Raw genomic sequence first — 17,973 nt, 5'->3', positions numbered from 1 at the left:
CAAATCCCGAGAATTCAGGACAACCATTACAATTAATCTTCTAAATACCCGAATTTCCCCAAATTAAAATCTTCAAAAGCTTGAACCAATTCATCTCGTGTATTCATCACAAATGGGCCATGCGCTGCAATTGGCTCCTTAATCGGTTCACCACTTAAAACCAAAACGATGGAATCGGTTGTTGCTTCGATAGAAAATTCTTCTCCATCATTGGCCATAAGCGCAAAATGATCCTGTGGTAATTCAGTGTCGTTCAATTTAGAATCACCTTCAATCGCAACCAAAGCGGTCGTATAATTCGCAGGAAAATTCAACTCCAATTTTTTACCGGCTTTCAATTCTATATTGTACATAGAAATCGGAGTAAATGTGCTAGCCGGACCTTTTTCACCATTAAATTCTCCGGCGATTACTTGTACTTGACCACGACCTTCGCTCAATTCGACTTTTTTAATTTCGTTTTTGGAAATTGCTTGGTATTTGGCCGGTCCTTTTTTGTCTTCTGCCGGAAGGTTGACCCATAATTGCACCATTTGAAATTCACCGCCTTTTTTACTCCATTCGGTTTCGTGAAATTCTTTGTGCAAAACACCCGAAGCCGCCGTCATCCATTGAACATCGCCTTCGCCGATTACGCCACCACCACCGGAACTGTCGCCGTGCTCGATTCTGCCTTTGTACGCAATGGTAACCGTTTCAAATCCTTTGTGCGGATGCACGCCGACTCCTTTTGGGATTTCGGATGGCGGGAAATTGTATTTGGAATTGTAATCCAGCATGATGAACGGATCCATCCTTTGCATCGTCTGTGTGCCGGGAATAAAGTTATGTACTCTAAATCCATCCCCTACGAAATGTGGAATTCCCGGTCTCGTGATTTTTTCTATGCTTTTTGTTTTCATTTTTAATCTCTTAAATTTTTATTTGAATTTTATAAAATCGTTTAATTCCAATCCAAACGAATTATCGTGATACACCAAATTGGACGAATATTTTTTTGATTTCCAATAGGTTTCATTGACTTTTCTGTCCAATTCATTCGCATTTTCAAATTCGACAACCACCAAATCGGAATCCAATAAATAAGCAAGCTTTTTACCTCTTATTTTTTCCAATTCGTCAATTGAGTTGTGAATAGCCAATACTTTAAAAGCAGAGGTTTGAATTTTTTCAATCGCTGCATCTACATTGTTTGTGGTGGTAACTTTCCAGTTTAAAACTTTAGGCATTTTTTGGAAAGGAATAACGACCAAAACTTCTAAATTTCTCATTGTTTATCTCTTATTTGTTCAACAAAATTACAATGCGAAATTCAGCTGAAAATTGATGTAGGATAAGAACGTATTTTATTGATTTTCTTTTAATTATGTCATTAAAATACAACAAACAATTGGGTGGGGGATTGATCTAAGATAAGAATGAAAATCAATTGGGTTTGAAGTTTTTTCGTGCCAATTCTTTTCGAACACGGCTGAGCGATTCCGGTGTGATGCCAAGATAAGAAGCGACCATCAATTGGGGAACGCGCAACAAAATATCGGGGTATAATTTGATGAAATCCATATAACGAACTTCTGCCGATGCGCTGATCAATAAATTGATGCGTTTGTGCAAATGCCGAATGTGATTGTTCAACGCCAACATATTGAAACGCTGAAAACTCGGACTGATTTCCGCTAATTTTTCAAAAAATCCGGATTCGATCAAAATCACTTCTGAGTCTTCTACTGCATCGATAAATTGCTCCGAAACTTCATTGAACAAAACACTTGATCGATCTGATATCAACCAATTTTCCGGTGCAAATTGCAAAATATGTTCTTTCCCATTTTCATCGATCGTATAGGCGCGCAACAATCCTTTGGCAACAAAAAATGTATGATGACAAGCTTCTCCCGGACGCAAAATAATTTGGTTTTTTTTGACCGTTTGACGAATCAAATGTTCGTTCATCAAATTTTTCATTTCAGGTGTTACCTCTACCAACTTTCCTTCTAAATAAACCAAAAGCTCATCAAACATTTTTTTAAATTTTGGTTGAAAATACGGCTTTCTTTGTACATTTCCATTTGAAAAATAATTATGATGCTAAACTTTACATCCAAAAATGATATTCTTCCTCAATTAGAAAAAATAACACCGGAAACACCCGCCAAATTTGGTGTGATGACGGCGCAACACATGGTGGAACACTTGATTGTCTTGATGAAAATTTCGACTGGGAAGCTCAATTTTCCACTTTCCAGAAGCGAGGAATCGGCAGAATCTTTTAAACAACAATTGATTTATACCGATATGAAATTCCCAAAAGGCGTAAAAGCCAAAGGAATTCCGGAAGATCAACCACTTCCGCTGCGTTATGAAAATCTGGAAGTTGCCATCGACAAACTGACTTCTGAAATCGATGATTTTCATTCATTTTTTACGGAAAATCCGGAGCAGAAAACCTTGCATCCGGTTTTGAATTGGTTGATTTATGACGAATGGAAAATCTTTCATTCCAAACATTTTACGCATCATTTTGAGCAGTTTGGGGTGGTTTGAAAAAAATAATGAAGAGTATATTTCTGAAAAATAACATATATGTCCATAGATTTAAATACTATATATTAGTAGTGTTTTCACTATTTTCTTGCGCACCACAAATTGAATTAGTAGGAAATTATGAAAATAAATTATCTGTTCCTTTGTATGAAAAGCCAATATTTCTTGTTCGTGGAATAGACACTTTGGAATTTCATTACAATTTTAAATTTTTACGTGATTCAACTTATACTGTATATAATTGTCAGTGTCGATCAAAAGGTAAATTTGAAATTAAAAAAGATAGTATTTTTTTATTTAATCAAAGTGTTCGGAGTGATTCAATTCCTATATGCTTTGAAAATTATTCCTATCAAATTAAAAATCAAGGAAAAATGTTATTTAGAAGGAACGGCAATGTAGTTGAGTGATTGTACAAAAAATTCTAACACGTGCTTAAAAATATTTTATAACACGTGTTATAAAATCCCTACCTTTGTTAGCAAAGCGTTTGGTTATGAATACAAAACTGACATTGACCATTGAAAAAGAAGTCATCGAGATTGCAAAAGAATACGCAAAAGAGAAAGGGCAGAGTTTATCTGAAATAGTGGAAAACTATTTCAAATTGGTTACCGTTGACCGAAGAAGAATAGAAAAAAAACAACTTTCTCCCAATGTCAAAAAACTACGCGGAATTATCAGTTCCAACGAAGATTTTGATTACAAAAAAATCTTAACCGAAGAACTTTCCAAAAAATATGGCGTTTAAATTATTTATTGATTCGGACGTTGTCATCGATTTTTTCACGGATCGAGAACCACACGCAAATCCGGCAAGTGAACTCTTTGAATTAAATGAACAGGGCGTTTTAAGTCTCTATTTATCTGCCGTAAGTATCAACAATATTTATTACATCGTTCGAAAATTTTTAGGGCATAAAAAAACCTTGGAAGTTGTGGCGACTTTACTAAATATGACGGAAATAGTAGGAACGACAAAAACAGAAATTCTTCAGGCTTTAAAAAATAATTTTTCAGATTTTGAAGATTCAATTCAATATTCTTCTGCGCTGACCATAAAAGATTTGGATGCGATCATCACCCGAAACACAAAGGATTACCAAAATTCTTCCATTGCGGTTATGACCCCATTGAATTTTTTAAAATGGAAAGAAAGTCAAGAAAATCAATAGGAAATAACAAAAAAACCACCGATTCCTCGATGGTTTCTTTTTAATATTTTTCGAAATTAATCCTTCAAAACCGATCTTGAAATCACGATTTTTTGGATTTCGGATGTTCCTTCGTAAATCTGCGTAATTTTTGCATCGCGCATCAATCGCTCTACATGATACTCTTTCACGTATCCATATCCGCCGTGGATTTGAACGGCTTCTACCGTCACATCCATCGCCGTTTTTGAGGCAAATAATTTGGCCATTGCACCTTCTTTGTCGAAGTTTTGTTTTTGGTCTTTTAACCAAGCTGCGTGTAAACATAAATGACGAGCTGCATCGATATTGGTCGCCATATCGGCCAATTTGAAAGCGATTGCTTGATGATGAGAAATTTCTTTCCCAAATGCTTTTCTTTCTTTTGAATATTTTAGTGCCAATTCATAAGCGCCGCTTGCGATTCCTAAGGCTTGAGATGCAATCCCGATTCGTCCGCCGGACAAGGTTTTCATCGCAAAGGTAAATCCAAATCCGTCCTCACCGATTCTGTTTTCTTTGGGAACTTTTACGTCCGTAAACATCAAGGAATGCGTATCGGAACCTCGGATTCCCAATTTATTTTCTTTCAAACCAACTTGGAAACCTTCCATTCCTTTTTCCACGATCAAACAATTGATTCCTTTGTGGCCTTTCTCCGGATCGGTTTGCGCCATCACCAAATAAACCGAAGCCGTTCCACCGTTTGTGATCCAGTTTTTGGTTCCATTTAGCAAATAATAATCGCCTTTGTCTTCCGCTGTGGTGCGTTGTGAAGTTGCATCTGAACCAGCTTCCGGCTCGGACAAACAAAATGCACCGATTTGTTCACCGGTCGCCAATTTGGTCAAATATTTTTCTTTTTGTTCTTCTGTTCCAAATTTTTCCAATCCCCAACAAACCAATGAATTGTTGACGGACATCACCACAGAAGCCGATGCATCAACTTTGGAGATTTCTTCCATCGCCAAAACATAGGAAATCGTATCGAGTCCGGCACCTCCGTATTTCGGGTCGACCATCATCCCAAGAAATCCGAGTTCGCCCATTTTTTTGATTTGTTCGGTCGGAAATTTCTGGTGTTCGTCGCGTTCGATTACGCCGGGTAATAATTCATTTTGCGCAAAATCTCTTGCGGCTTGTTGTATCATCAACTGTTCTTCTGATAATTGGAAATCCATTTTGTTCGTTTTTGTGGTTCAAATATAAGGTTTCTAGAAAAAAAATCTAAGGTTGATTAAGAATTAAAACAATTTCTTATTTGGAAAATTAAACACAATAAAACTTAGAATCCTCAAAGTCTCACAAAGATTCTTTTACCAAATGGAAATTCATTTTAAATAAATCGATTACATCATGTAAGTACGGCATCAATTTACTTTGTGAAATCATTTCAGAACCGATCATCGAGTCAAAAAACGGCAAAACATAATACACCAAAGCGCCCAGCATAAATAAGTTAATTAATATTCCGAACACTACACCTCCCAATCGGTTGAAAATTCCCAATCCGATGGTATGCGTAATGGAATGCAAAATTTTTGCGATGATTTTCACAGCGAAATAAATGAGGATGATCGTAAGGACGATAGCAACAAGGTTCACTAATTCGATTGGAATAAAATCCACTTCAGCGACATAAGGCACTGCGAATTCGGAGAATTTAAATCCGATCCAAATCGCCAATCCGATTCCTAAAAAACCTAATATTGCTTTTATCAATCCTTTTTGGTAGCCCCAAACTGCGCCTGAACCTAAAATGAATACAAAAAACCAATCCAAATAATTCATCAATGCGGCACCAAATGTTTCTCGGAGATGTTTTTCAAAACGCCTACCAATGCATCGATGTCTTCTTTGGTGTTATAACAACTAAAAGAAACACGGATGGGTGTGGTCGTTTCGATTTGTTCCGGTGTTAAAATGGATTCAATCACTGCAGAGACTTTGGCTGCACCTGAGCTGCAAGCACTTCCTTGCGAAACTGCTATTCCTTTTAATTCCAATTCGAAGCCGATTAAAGCATCTTTGAACGGCAAACGGATGTTCAAAACCGTGTACAAACTTTTTTCCAAATCGGCAGAAAGTCCGTTAAATTCCACACCAGGAATGGTCGCTTTTAATTGGTCAATGGTATATTTTTTTAGGCTTTCAATATGAGTTTTATGTTTGTCCAAATCTTGAATTGCCATTTCAAATGCTTTCGCCAACCCAACTACACCATAGACATTTTCGGTCCCTGAACGCAATCCGCGTTCTTGTCCTCCACCGGTAATCTGGGGGCGAAGTCTGGTTGATTTTTTGATGTAGGCAAATCCGATTCCTTTCGGGCCATGGATTTTATGTGCACTACAAGATGCGAAATCTACTTTCAATTCACTCAAATCCATGGGGTAGTGACCCAAAGTTTGAACGGTATCGGTATGGAATAGCGCTGCGTTTTCTTCACATAAAGTCTGTACTTTTTTGACATCCAAAAGATTTCCGATTTCATTGTTGGCATGCATCAAAGTCACCAAAGTTTTTTGATCGGAAGATTTAAGTATTTTTTCTAAATCTTCTAAATCAACAGATCCATTTACATCGGTTTTTACTTTTACAACTTCCACATTTCTACATTCGCCCATTTCCAAACTCGTTTCTTTTACACATTTGTGTTCGAGATTGGAAGTGATGATGCGTTTGACTCCCAAATGATCAACAGAAGAACGAATGATCAAATTATTGGATTCGGTTCCACAGGAAGTAAAGACGATTTCAGCAGGTGATACTTGTAAAGCTTCAGCGATTTTTTTTCTTGACAATTCCATTTTGGCTTTTGCTTCCCGTCCAAAAACGTGTGTGGAAGATGGATTTCCAAATGTTTTTTTCATACAATCTGCCATTTCATCTATCACTTCCTCGTGGATAGGTGTAGTTGCAGCATTGTCCAAATAAATTTTTCGCATTTATGTGTTATTTTGTGTGTTATTTTTGCGCTTTAAATTCTACCATCGGACTTTGGACTTTGTTGACAACGAGAATGATCAGCGGATTGGTGATCGCCATGGTTGCCATTCCATCAGGTGGAGTTGCTTTGTATAAAACTTCTGTTTTATTGCCGGTTTGATTGACAGATTGAATTTCATATTCGGTTCCACCGCTATTTTGGCTTTGAAAATGTTTGGCGATGACCATTTTTTTATCGAAATCTACTGTCGGAATTTCTGCGGATTCGGAATAAACATTGATGGTTTCGTTCCACATTTTGGCAAAGGTTTCCGCTTCAGTATAAATTTCTGTTTTTTCAACTCCAATTCCGCCATATTCGGATTGGTAAAGAATTTCGAAATTTTTCATTTTTGAGGCTTCATCTGAGGTTGCTTGAGAATTGCTGCAGGAAACTGCAAAAAGCAAAATCCCAAAACAAAAAATTATTTTTTTCATTTCGAAATGATTTTAACCCCAAATTTACAGAAATAATTTGGGACGAAATGGAAATTAATTTGGTAAAAACACAAACCTCATGAGGTCTGAAGTCATGAAGCGCCATTCAGGAGTCAAAAGTTCTCCCTCTTTTAATGCGTACCAAGGACTGATATCCTCTCGGCTTGGGTTGGCCAGAATTTGAATTTCTTGCGCCGGTTGAAATCCTTGGGCCAATAGAAATAGTTTTTCTCCTTTTGCATTTTCAACCAAATCCACAACGATAACGGCATGTCCGTTTGGCTGGGTGTTTTGTACAAAAATGTCTCCGATTTTGATTTCTTTTAAAGGAATGTGTTTTAAATCTGCACAAAAACTAGGTGTGGATACTTTTTCCATCACGAAGTCCATGTATTTTTCAAAATTTTTTCTGGAAAAATCTCCTTTGGCAAATTCACTGAAAGCCAGTTTTTCTTTATTGGCATGAAAGCCTATTTCATCGTATTGACCAGTTTTGAAAAGGTATTCGGAAATAAGTCGGATGACGGAATCTGAAGAAATTTGAACATTTTGTTTGGAAATCGGTAAATCTACCACCGAGACATAAACGTTGTTGTTGGGTTTGGTTTTTCCATCATAAAATTGAACCATGGAGCCTTCCGGCTTCAACTCTAAAGTTCTCAAATAGTGTGGGAAAGTGTTGGGCGAAACAGCAACGCGATTGTATCCAAGTGGTGCATCAAATCGCTCTAAAACGGTTTTCCCATGGTCGTTCATCAAAGGTGTACTTTCAACCAAGTTCATGGAATTAGGATAGAGCACACTTTCCTGGTTCAATGTGTTACACGAACCAGCTGAAACTAAAATAAACGAAATAAATAGTAGTTTTTTCATCAGATAAACGCTTCCTTTTATGCCCCAACTTCAAATGATAACAAAAACTATTCCAATCTGTTTTCTAACAAGAAAAGCCATGATTGCCTCAATCATGGCTTTTCATTTTATTTCATTTTAATTAAGATTCGCAGCTGCTACAGCTCACCAAATTGGTTACCATTTCTTTTGAAACGCTTTGACTACGTTGGTAATACAAGGTTTTTACACCCAACTTCCAAGCTTCTATCATCAGGTTGTTTACATCTTTGATTGGCAATTCTGCAGGAATATTGAGGTTCAAACTTTGGGCTTGGTCTACAAATTTTTGACGGATGGCCGCTTGTTGAATGATTTCCAACTGACTGATTTCACGGAAAGTTTTGAAAACTGCTTTTTCATGTTCGGTCAAACCATCCAATCCTTGTACACTTCCTTGATTCAACATGATGTTTCGCCATGTATCTTCGTTGTCCATACCTTTTTCTTGAAGTAATTTGGCCAAATATTTATTTTTCCGCATGAAATTTCCTTTGGACAATCCTGCTTTGTAATAATTGGAAGCAAAAGGCTCAATCCCAGGTGATGTTTGTCCTAAAATAGCTGAGGATGAAGTGGTTGGAGCAATTGCCAATGTCGTGGTATTTCTTCTTCCATATTCGCGAAGCAATTCCGGTTCTCCATAAATTCTCGCTAATTCTTGCGTTGCTTTATCGGCTCTGTCTTGAATGTGTTTGAAGATTTCGCTTGTTTTCATTTTGGCTTCCAAACCTTCAAATGGGATCATATTTTTCTGTAAGTAGGAATGCCATCCTAAAACGCCCAAACCAAGTGCTCTGTGTCGTTTAGCAAATCGGTTTGCTGATGCCAGATAGTGGTTTCCTTCTGTTTTTTCGATGAATTCTTGCAATACGGCATCCAAAAAGAATATCGCCAATTTAACGGCTTCTGTATCTTTCCATTCGTCATACAATTCTAAATTCATTGAAGACAAACAACAGATAAATGATTCTTCTTCACTGGACGGAAGCATAATTTCGGAACAAAGATTACTTCCATGGATGCGCATGTTCAGGTCTTTGTAAACTTGTGGTTTGTTACGGTTTACATTGTCTGAGAAAAAGATATAAGGCAATCCTTTTTGTTGACGACTTTCTATCACTTTTGCCCAAATCTGGCGTTTTTCCGTATCTCCATCTATCATTTCCTGCATCCAATAATCCGGCACACAAACGCCTGTGAATAGGTTTTGAATCGGGTTACCGATGCTTTTTATTTTCAAGAATTCTTCGATGTCTGCATGGTCGATATCCAAATAAGCTGCGTAGGCACCTCTTCTGACACCACCTTGAGAAATGGTGTCCATGGCAGTGTCAAACAATTTCATGAAACTTACGGCACCACTACTTTTTCCATTGTCTGTTACCGCACTTCCGCGCTCCCTTAAAGAACCAAAATAACCGGAAGTTCCTCCACCTATTTTGGTTTGCATGATCACTTCCCCCAATTTGTGTGTGATCCCTTCTATACTGTCCGGAATAAAAACATTGAAACAAGAAATAGGCAATCCTCGTTGCGTACCCATATTGGCCCAAATCGGTGAACTCAAACTCATCCATCCGCGCTCGATCATTTCTTTGAAAGGTTCGATCAATTCCGGCTTGTACAAGCGTTTTGCGGCTGCAGTTGCTACTCTTTCAATTGCGCCTTCTACTGTTTCTCCTTTTAACAGATAACCTCTGTTTAAGATCTGTTCACTTTCTTCATTTTTCCACCAAAGTTTTTCCATTAACTCAGGTTGTATTGCTGCTTGCATTGGGAGTTCGCTGTTGTTTGGTTCCATATAGTTTGTTTCTTTTTGGGGTTAGAATAAATCGTTTGCGGTAATCGGTTTGTCGTGTTTGGTATAATCAGTTGGCCTTTTGGCAAAGAAATCGTCTAAGCTATTGGCAAAAACTTCTTCTTCGAACCAAGCCATTGGTTTGTATAATTCTTGAGAAATATGGTAAATCGGTTTTAATCCAATTTTCTTCATGCTATCATCTACTCTAAATTTCATAAAATTGAGCAAATTGGTTTTATTGACGGTTTCAATTTCACCTTCAATGAAAATCCAATCGAGGATTCTACTTTCTATGTCAATCGAATTTTCAACAGTTTCAAGGATATAGTTGACCGTTTCTTCATCAAAAAAGTCAGGAAATTCTTCTCTGATTTTATTGACGATATAGATTCCACCATTTGCATGAATTTGCTCATCAACTGAAGTCCAAGCAATGATGTTGCTTACATTTTTCATGTATCCTTTGAATTTGGTAAAGGAAAGGATGATCCCGAATTGGCTGAAAAGGGAAACATTTTCTATCAAAATGGAAAACAAAATCAAAGAGACTACATATTTTTTACGGTCTTGAGATCGAGCATCTTTTAAAGCTGCAGAAAGATATTCTATTCTTTCTTTGATCACGGGAACTTCGAGTAAGCCTTCAAATTCTTCATTATACCCCAAAACTTCCAAAAGTCGCGAATAAGCCTCTGAGTGACGAAATTCACATTCTGCAAAAGTAGCGCCCAAACCGTTAAACTCAGGTTTTGGGAAATGTTGGTAAATGTCGCCCCAAAAGGTTTTAACTGCTACCTCAATTTGGGCGATCGCAAGTAAACTGTGTTTAATGGCTGTTCTTTCTGCAACATTTAAGTGAGAATGAAAATCCTGGGTGTCTGCGGTAAAGTCTACTTCACTATGTACCCAATAGGATTTATTGATGGCTTCTGTAAATTGGAAAATGCCTGGATATTCAAACGGCTTGTAATTGATTCTTTTGTCAAATATGGACATAGGGCAAACTGATTTTTTTTTAATTCAAACATTTAAAGTCTCAAAAAAATAACGGTGTCGATCTTATGGATTCAATTGTCAAAAACTGAATCTGTTCATAGTCAAAACATTGCTTGTTTTTTGCTTGAGTACTTAGGTATTTTCAAAATTATAATTTCAAATGAAAGTTTGACGACTCTTTCATGAAAAGTAATCAAAAGGTTATTAACATTGAATTAAAAATCTGATAATCAAATAATTGCGAATTTTAAATTTTGTTTAAATTTACGAACTGATTCAGCTAAAACATTTTACTGTAAAGCGATAGAAGCTGACTTTCGTCATGAAAAAAATCCGAACTAAAACTTCAATTTTTGTTCGGATTTTTTTAAATCTTTATCAAAATATTCTGATCTATCTCGCTACATTGACTGCTCTTGTTTCTCGGATTACAGTTACCCGAACTTGTCCAGGATAGGTGAGTTCATTTTGGATTTTATCGGTAATTAAAAAGGACAATTCTGATGCTTTTGCGTCGTCTACTTTATCGCTTTCCACCATGACCCTTAATTCTCGTCCGGCTTGAATCGCAAATGCTTTCTCTACACCATCAAAACTCAAAGCCGTTGTTTCTAAATCTTTTAATCGTTGGATGTAAGATTCTACCACTTGACGTCTTGCACCCGGTCTTGCGCCGCTGATCGCATCGGCTACCTGAATGATCGGCGAAATCAAAGCTGTCATCTCGATTTCGTCGTGATGCGCTCCGATGGCATTGACTACATCTGGATGCTCACCATACTTTTCGGCCCATTGCATTCCTAAAATAGCGTGTGGTAATTCGGATTCTTGATCCGGAACTTTCCCTATATCGTGCAATAAACCAGCTCGTTTGGCCAGTTTAGGGTTCAAACCTAATTCAGCTGCAATCGTTCCTGCCAAATGCGCTACTTCACGTGAATGTTGTAGCAAGTTTTGACCATAAGAAGAACGGTATTTCATGCGACCTACGATTTTTACCAAATCTTTGTGCAAACCATGAATCCCGAGATCCATGATGGTTTTTTTACCTACTTCGATGATTTCATCTTCGATTTGTTTGGTCGTTTTTGCAACGACTTCTTCGATTCTTGCAGGGTGAATTCTCCCATCTGTTACTAATCGGTGTAATGAAAGCCGGGCGATTTCACGTCTTACCGGATCAAAACAAGAGAGAATGATCGCTTCCGGCGTATCATCTACGATAACTTCAACTCCGGTTGCAGCTTCTATCGCGCGGATATTTCGACCTTCACGGCCTATGATGCGTCCTTTTACTTCATCTGACTCTATGTTAAACACAGAAACGGCGTTTTCAACAGCCTGTTCTGTTCCGATTCTTTGAATCGAACCGATGATGATTTTTCTCGCTTCGTTTTTTGCATTCAATTCTGCCTCTTCCATGATTTCCTGGATATGGGCTTGGGCTTTCAATCTCGCTTCATCCTTAAGCGTTTCCATCAATTCAGCTTTGGCTTCTTCAGCAGTATAACTGGAAACTTTTTCCAAAACCTCTACTTGCTTTTTATGCATCGTATCGACTTCTTTCTGTTTCAGGTTCAATTTGTCCTGACGAGATTGAAGATTGGACAATTCATTTTTTAACAAATCTCTTTGTCTTTGAATGTCTGAAAAATCCGATTTTAATTTATCTTCTCTTTCTTTTACTTTAGATTCAGATTCAGCCGTTTTTCTTTCTCTTTGGTTGATGGCTTCTTCGTGAGCAGATTTTAATTCTAGAAATTTTTCTTTGGCTTGAAATATTTTTTCTTTTTTGATGGCTTCGCCTTCTTTTTCGGCATCTCCTACTATTTCTTTGGCTTTTCTTTTCGCATCATCAACCAGTATTTGGTTCTCTTTATCAACTGATTTTTTCGCAAGGAAATAACTTAAAACAGCTCCGATTACGAGCCCTGCAATACCTACAATTATTGTCATAGTTGTGTCCATTTTTTTTCATTTTAGGTCATAAAAAATCCCACACTAGTTAAATAAGTTTTGCGTAAGCTCCTGAAAACAGGTTTTAGGCTATTTTGTCAGTCAAGAATCCGCTGTCAAATAAATTTGAACAACTTGCGTTGTTGCGGCCCGCTTTCCGGACAACTTTCACCCGGTTACAAAACTGGCGTTGAGCTTACCAAAATGTTAGAACTAATGTGGGATAGTATTTTTACTGTATTCAAACAGCTGAACGTCTTAATTTTATTTATTTTCTTCTAATTCTCTATCGATGAGATCTATCAATTGATCTAATTTTTCATTCATTTGAACTTCATTTCCTGAGCCGGACTTTTTAAGCAAATTGTATTTTGAAGCCATCTGAAGGGCTACCATTGAAATTGCATCCTGTTTGTCCGTTACTGCATATCTGTCTTCAAATTCTTGAATCAGGTTATTAATTTCCTTTCCTGCATTTCGCACTGCTTCTTCCTCTTCTGCATTGATATTCAAAGGATATTGTCTTCCGGCTATGTTGATTTTCACTTTTAGCGTACTCATCCTTTTTCCTTTTTCACTTGAGCGATACAAACATCCAGTTCTTTTATAAGTTTGTTAACCCTCAATTTCATCAATCTTCTGTGTTCTTCATCTCCCAACATGGCATTTGCCACTTTCAGCCGATCATTATCATCCTTTAACTTTAACACTTCTGATCTCGATGTTTTTAAACTATCTTTCAACGCATCTATTTCCTCCTTCAGCGACTCTTTTTCTTTTTTAATATTTCTATAAGCATCTACCAGTTGATAGAGCTTTTGTTCAAGATTTATGAAATTTGACTCATTTTGATCCATTTGATAAGAGAACTTTTTGTCCTAACTTATTTAACGCAAAGGTAACTTTTTTTGTATAAATAAATAAAGGATTCTAATTTTAATTTCGAATTTCAAGAATTCCTCTTTCATATAAATCCTTATTTTTGTCCAAATTTGACCTAAATGAAGAAATTAAATGTTCTGCTTTTCGGATTGGTATTTTTAAGTACTTGCGCCCAAAATTCGCCCGAAAAAGAGGAATCAAAAGTGGAGTATCCAAAAGGCGAATTTCGTAATCCACTCGGGATTACCAACTATCTTTCCGGTAATTTCGCTGAACTCAGAAACAACCATTTCCATAGCGGAATCGACATCAAAACCAATCAAAAAGAAGGCTATAATATTTATGCAGTTGGTGATGGTTTTATTTCCCGAATCAATGTTTCGGCTCGCGGATATGGAAATGCACTCTACATCGACCATCCAAATGGTTACACTTCCGTTTACGGACACTTGCAGAAATTTAGTCCTGAAATAGAAGAATACGTCCGTCAATATCAATATAAAAACGAAACCTTCTCGGTTGAAATTTATCCGAAAAAAGACGAATTAAAAGTAAATTCAGCTGATATCGTAGCGCTTTCCGGAAATTCTGGCGGTTCAGGTGGTCCACATCTACACTTTGAAATTCGCGATACCAAAACCGAAGAACCGATCAACCCATTTCTCTTCGGATTTGATGTTCCCGACACCAGTGCGCCTTTGATCAATGGAACTTATATTTATCCGATCAACGGAAATGTGAACGGAAAAACTTCCCGTCAAGTCGTTTCTGCCGGAACCACGCTTTCAGTTTCTGGAAAAGTTGGTTTGGGTATCAAAGCTTATGACAAGCACAACGGCGCTTCCAACATGAATGGTGTTTACCAAATCAATGTCTTTGTAGATGAGCAACCACATTATACTTATACTGCTGAACGTTTGAATTTCAATTGGTCTCGCGCCATCAATTGTTTGGTGGACTATGAAGATCGTTTGAGAAACAACAGTTGGGTCTATCAATTGTATAAAAAAGAAGGAGATCCGATTCAAATGTATTCCAATCTTCAAAACAACGGCATTCTCGATGTGGAAGAAGGAAAAACCTACGCCATCCGAATCGAAGTCCTCGATTATGCAGGAAATAAAAAAGAATCCAAATTCAAAATTTCCGGTAAAAAACCTCCCGCTGAAAAGCCGATAGATGAATCTACTATCGTATTAAATTGGGACAAGGAAAATCATTTCAAACAAGACGGAATCGAAATCTCTATGCCTAAAGGTGTGATTTATGAAGATTTAGAATTCAAATACAGAAAATCAGAAAACGGAAAACATTGGGTACACGATTGGAACATACCTGTTCATAACTATTATACCATCTCAATAGAACCGGAAGGAATTCCAACCGCTCAATTGGACAAAGCGATTTTGATTCTTGAATACCAAAAACGGGGTGCTTGGAAAAAGGAATACATCACGGCGGAGTACAAAAACGGAAAAGTTGTGGGCGAAACCCGTGACTTCGGTGTTTTTTCTGTCGGAATCGACAATACGAAACCGACAATAAATCCCGTTAATATCAAAGAAAATAGTACATTTACGGGCGCCAAAGGAGTCATTCGTTTTACCATAAGCGACAGTGAGTCAGGGATTGAGGATTTTGATGCTTATGTAGATGGAAAATGGATTTTGTCCAATTATGATCAAAAAACGAGATCATTGACCATCGATTTAAACCGTGAAGGAATTGCCTCCGGAAAACATAATTTAGAATTAAAAGTTTGGGATGAAAAGAACAATACAGCCACCTACACCGTCAATTTCAACAAGAGTTAATTTATTTTTTCTCTTTTTATTTTTTGCCGGATTTATCTATGCACAGCAAGCCACGTTTAAAGGAAAAGTTTTTGACGAATACCAACTTCCACTCATGGATGTTTCGGTTTCGGACGGGATCAATACAGTTTACACAGATGGAAATGGGGATTTCTCGATAGAAATTTCCTCTGGATCTGATGTGGAAATTCAATTTGAACAAGAAGGGAAATCTACTTTTACCGAAACGGTCAATTTAGCCGAAGGCGAAACTTTGGAAAAATACATCATTCTCGCCAATAGCGTCCAGCTCGAAGGCGCTGTGATTTTACGTAGAACCAATGAGAAACCCCTGAACAGTATTTCACTTGATCCGGCTGCGATGGAAACCTCCATCGGGATGACCGGTGGTGTTGCTGAAATGTTGGGAAGTTTACCGTCGGTGAGCATCGGTTCAGAATTGACCTCCCAATACCGAGTGCGCGGTGGGAATTTTGATGAAAATCTTATTTATGTCAACGGAATCGAAATCTATAAACCACAACTCATTCGTTCGGGCGAACAAGAAGGTTTGGGGTTTGTAAACCCGGCAATGACAGATGCCGTGAATTTCTCAGCCGGTGGTTGGGAACCCAAATATGGCGATAAAATGTCTTCTGTTCTCGACATCATTTACAAACGCCCAAAAGAATTCGAAGCAACACTCGAAGCCAGTTTGATGGGTGGGAGTTTGACCGTAGGCGGTGCTTCTAAAAATAAAAAATTATCGGCAATCGTCGGGGCACGCTATCAAAATCGAAATTTGGTTTTGAACACATTGGACGGTGAAAGTGATTTCAATCCGGTTTATTATGACGTTCAAGCCAATATCAATTATAAATTCAATTCGAAATGGGAGGTTTCCTTTCTAGGTGCAAAGACCGATAGCAAATTTGAATTGGTCCCAAAAAACCGCGATACCAAATTTGGAACGCTTGATACACCGATGAGTTTGACCGTTTTTTATGACGGAAATGAAGAAGATCGTTTTGCGACGGAATCAGGATCCATAACCGTTCGGCATACCCCAAATTCAAAATTGGATTTGGTTGTAGATGCTTTTGCTTTTCATTCAAAAGAACGCGAATACTTTGATATTTATGGTGCTTACCGTTTGAACGAATTGGACGGTGAAGGAAACATAGAAGTTACTTACGACATCGGAAGCCAAATCGACCATGCTAGAAATAATTTTGATGCGTTGGTGGTCGGTGCACAACATCGTGGTCGATACAAATTGGATGTCAATACCGACATCGAATGGGGCGTGAAGTACCAACAGGAAGACATCCGTGATTTGATGAGCGAATGGCAATTATTGGATTCCACCGGATATTCAGTTCCGGGCAATTACCAGCCGGGCGTTTTGGACGAATCCGATTTGGTGTTAAATTACAGCGTTCATGCACGTAACGAATTAAAAACCAACCGTTTTTCAGGTTATGCGCAATATACCAAAAGATTCAATTGGGGTGGCTCAAAGGTCTTGGTAAACGGAGGTGTTAGAGCAACTTATTGGGATTTCAATGAAGAATTCAACATTTCACCTCGCGCGCAAATCGCCATCAAACCGGACTGGGAAGAAAACATGACTTTCCGTTTTAACACCGGAATTTATTATCAGCCGCCTTTTTACAGAGAAGTAAGACGATTGGATGGAACGCTGAACAATGAAGTAAAAGCCCAACAATCCATTCATTTCATTTTAGGTCATGACTATGAATTTACGATGTGGAACAGTCCGTTTAAATTGACGACAGAAGCCTATTATAAAATGTTCAACGACCTGAATCCGTATTTTGTGGACAATGTGCGCATCCGATACACGGCTGACAACAACGCAAAAGGATATGGGTATGGTGTGGATATGCGTTTGTTCGGTGAATTTGTACCGGGCGTGGATTCTTGGTTGAGTTTGTCGTATGCACGCGCTTTCCAAAACATCGACGATCGTGGAAATATTCCATTGCCGACTGACCCAAGGTTCAAAGCTTCGATTTTCTTCCAAGATTATATGCCGATTTTACCGTCGTTTAAAGTCAATGTGAATTTGGTGTATGCGTCAGGATTGCCAAACGGCGCACCGCCTTTAACCGATCCGTATGATTTCCAAAATTATTTGACCGATTACAAACGTGTTGACATCGGATTTATCAAAGAATTCATCAACCAAAAAGAATTAAAAGCAAATGGAAATTTCTGGAAAAACTTTAAAGAACTATCCTTAGGCGTTGACTTATTCAACATTTTCGACATCCGAAACGAAATTTCCAATACGTGGGTACGTGATGTAAACAGTTCGATGATTTATGGTGTTCCAAACCGTTTGACCGGACGTTTTATCAATGCGAAAATCAGGATGAAGTTTTAATAATATTTGACTTGTTTAATACAAAAAACCTCGAAAACAATAGAGATTTTCGAGGTTTTTTGCATTAATTAAGAATAC

18 protein-coding genes are annotated in these 17,973 nt (G+C 37.7%); 5 read left to right on the top strand and 13 right to left on the bottom strand.

Going from position 1 to position 17,973, the window contains the following annotated elements; genetic code table 11:
- Positions 1 to 32: 32 nt before the first annotated feature.
- From HU137_RS02210 to HU137_RS02200, 3 genes are all read right to left on the bottom strand, one after another.
- Positions 33 to 902, bottom strand: coding sequence for a pirin family protein (locus tag HU137_RS02210; protein WP_182042174.1), 870 nt, complete (start codon positions 900 to 902; stop codon positions 33 to 35).
- A gap of 18 nt (positions 903 to 920) precedes the next feature.
- Positions 921 to 1,271 carry a hypothetical protein gene (locus HU137_RS02205; RefSeq protein ID WP_182042173.1) on the bottom strand — a complete coding sequence of 117 codons (351 nt, stop codon included), beginning with the start codon at positions 1,269 to 1,271 and terminating at the stop codon, positions 921 to 923.
- A 154-nt stretch (positions 1,272 to 1,425) separates the two neighbouring features.
- On the bottom strand, positions 1,426 to 2,022 hold the full coding sequence (locus HU137_RS02200) for a Crp/Fnr family transcriptional regulator (protein WP_182042172.1): 597 nt from the start codon (positions 2,020 to 2,022) through the stop codon (positions 1,426 to 1,428).
- Positions 2,023 to 2,085: 63 nt separating this feature from the next.
- Between HU137_RS02200 and HU137_RS02195 the strand changes: the two genes are divergently transcribed.
- From HU137_RS02195 to HU137_RS02185, 3 genes are all read left to right on the top strand, one after another.
- Positions 2,086 to 2,544: a DinB family protein gene (locus tag HU137_RS02195; RefSeq protein ID WP_182042171.1), complete on the top strand. Its 459-nt coding sequence runs from the start codon at positions 2,086 to 2,088 to the stop codon at positions 2,542 to 2,544.
- Positions 2,545 to 3,040: 496 nt separating this feature from the next.
- Positions 3,041 to 3,295 (top strand): DUF6364 family protein, encoded by a 255-nt coding sequence (locus tag HU137_RS02190; protein ID WP_182042170.1) that lies wholly within the window; start codon positions 3,041 to 3,043, stop codon positions 3,293 to 3,295.
- Positions 3,285 to 3,719, top strand: coding sequence for a type II toxin-antitoxin system VapC family toxin (locus HU137_RS02185; RefSeq protein WP_182042169.1), 435 nt, complete (start codon positions 3,285 to 3,287; stop codon positions 3,717 to 3,719). Before HU137_RS02190 ends, HU137_RS02185 begins: the two co-directional genes overlap by 11 nt.
- 56 nt (positions 3,720 to 3,775) lie before the next feature.
- Here the strand turns inward: HU137_RS02185 and HU137_RS02180 are convergent, their stop codons facing one another.
- The 10 genes from HU137_RS02180 to HU137_RS02135 all read right to left on the bottom strand — a co-directional run bounded on the left by HU137_RS02180 (position 3,776) and on the right by HU137_RS02135 (position 13,667).
- Positions 3,776 to 4,918 carry an acyl-CoA dehydrogenase gene (locus tag HU137_RS02180; RefSeq protein ID WP_182042168.1) on the bottom strand — a complete coding sequence of 381 codons (1,143 nt, stop codon included), beginning with the start codon at positions 4,916 to 4,918 and terminating at the stop codon, positions 3,776 to 3,778.
- Between the two features lie 121 nt (positions 4,919 to 5,039).
- Positions 5,040 to 5,528, bottom strand: coding sequence for a CvpA family protein (locus tag HU137_RS02175; RefSeq protein WP_182042167.1), 489 nt, complete (start codon positions 5,526 to 5,528; stop codon positions 5,040 to 5,042).
- Positions 5,528 to 6,685, bottom strand: a complete 1,158-nt coding sequence (locus HU137_RS02170) for a cysteine desulfurase family protein (protein ID WP_182042166.1) — start codon at positions 6,683 to 6,685, stop codon at positions 5,528 to 5,530. Before HU137_RS02170 ends, HU137_RS02175 begins: the two co-directional genes overlap by 1 nt.
- A gap of 19 nt (positions 6,686 to 6,704) precedes the next feature.
- On the bottom strand, positions 6,705 to 7,163 hold the full coding sequence (locus HU137_RS02165) for a protease complex subunit PrcB family protein (RefSeq protein ID WP_182042165.1): 459 nt from the start codon (positions 7,161 to 7,163) through the stop codon (positions 6,705 to 6,707).
- Positions 7,164 to 7,217: 54 nt separating this feature from the next.
- Positions 7,218 to 8,036, bottom strand: coding sequence for a DUF4846 domain-containing protein (locus HU137_RS02160; RefSeq protein ID WP_182042164.1), 819 nt, complete (start codon positions 8,034 to 8,036; stop codon positions 7,218 to 7,220).
- 121 nt (positions 8,037 to 8,157) lie between these two features.
- Positions 8,158 to 9,831 (bottom strand): ribonucleoside-diphosphate reductase subunit alpha, encoded by a 1,674-nt coding sequence (locus HU137_RS02155; RefSeq protein WP_394367601.1) that lies wholly within the window; start codon positions 9,829 to 9,831, stop codon positions 8,158 to 8,160.
- 48 nt (positions 9,832 to 9,879) lie between these two features.
- Complete coding sequence (locus HU137_RS02150) at positions 9,880 to 10,854, bottom strand: ribonucleotide-diphosphate reductase subunit beta (protein ID WP_182042163.1); 975 nt, start codon at positions 10,852 to 10,854, stop codon at positions 9,880 to 9,882.
- Between the two features lie 393 nt (positions 10,855 to 11,247).
- Positions 11,248 to 12,822, bottom strand: a complete 1,575-nt coding sequence (gene rny / locus HU137_RS02145; RefSeq protein ID WP_182042162.1) for a ribonuclease Y — start codon at positions 12,820 to 12,822, stop codon at positions 11,248 to 11,250.
- 252 nt (positions 12,823 to 13,074) lie between these two features.
- On the bottom strand, positions 13,075 to 13,371 hold the full coding sequence (locus tag HU137_RS02140) for a cell division protein ZapA (protein WP_182042161.1): 297 nt from the start codon (positions 13,369 to 13,371) through the stop codon (positions 13,075 to 13,077).
- Positions 13,368 to 13,667 (bottom strand): hypothetical protein, encoded by a 300-nt coding sequence (locus HU137_RS02135; RefSeq protein WP_182042160.1) that lies wholly within the window; start codon positions 13,665 to 13,667, stop codon positions 13,368 to 13,370. Before HU137_RS02135 ends, HU137_RS02140 begins: the two co-directional genes overlap by 4 nt.
- Before the next feature lie 144 nt (positions 13,668 to 13,811).
- On the opposite strand from HU137_RS02135, the gene HU137_RS02130 reads away from it, so the two are divergent.
- Both HU137_RS02130 and HU137_RS02125 read left to right on the top strand, forming a co-directional pair.
- Entirely contained in the window at positions 13,812 to 15,506 is a 1,695-nt protein-coding gene (locus tag HU137_RS02130; protein WP_182042159.1) for a M23 family metallopeptidase, read from the top strand.
- The gene (locus HU137_RS02125) at positions 15,457 to 17,895 is read left to right on the top strand and encodes a TonB-dependent receptor (protein WP_182042158.1); all 2,439 of its coding nucleotides are present in this window, start codon (positions 15,457 to 15,459) and stop codon (positions 17,893 to 17,895) included. The genes HU137_RS02130 and HU137_RS02125 overlap by 50 nt, the downstream gene beginning before the upstream one ends.
- The last annotated feature ends 78 nt before the right edge of the window (positions 17,896 to 17,973 follow it).

This window comes from Moheibacter lacus (assembly GCF_014042165.1).
GTDB classification, from domain to species: Bacteria; Bacteroidota; Bacteroidia; order Flavobacteriales; family Weeksellaceae; genus Moheibacter; species Moheibacter lacus.
The sequence above is the reverse complement of the archived record's forward strand: the minus strand, read 5'-3'. Positions and strand labels throughout refer to the sequence as shown.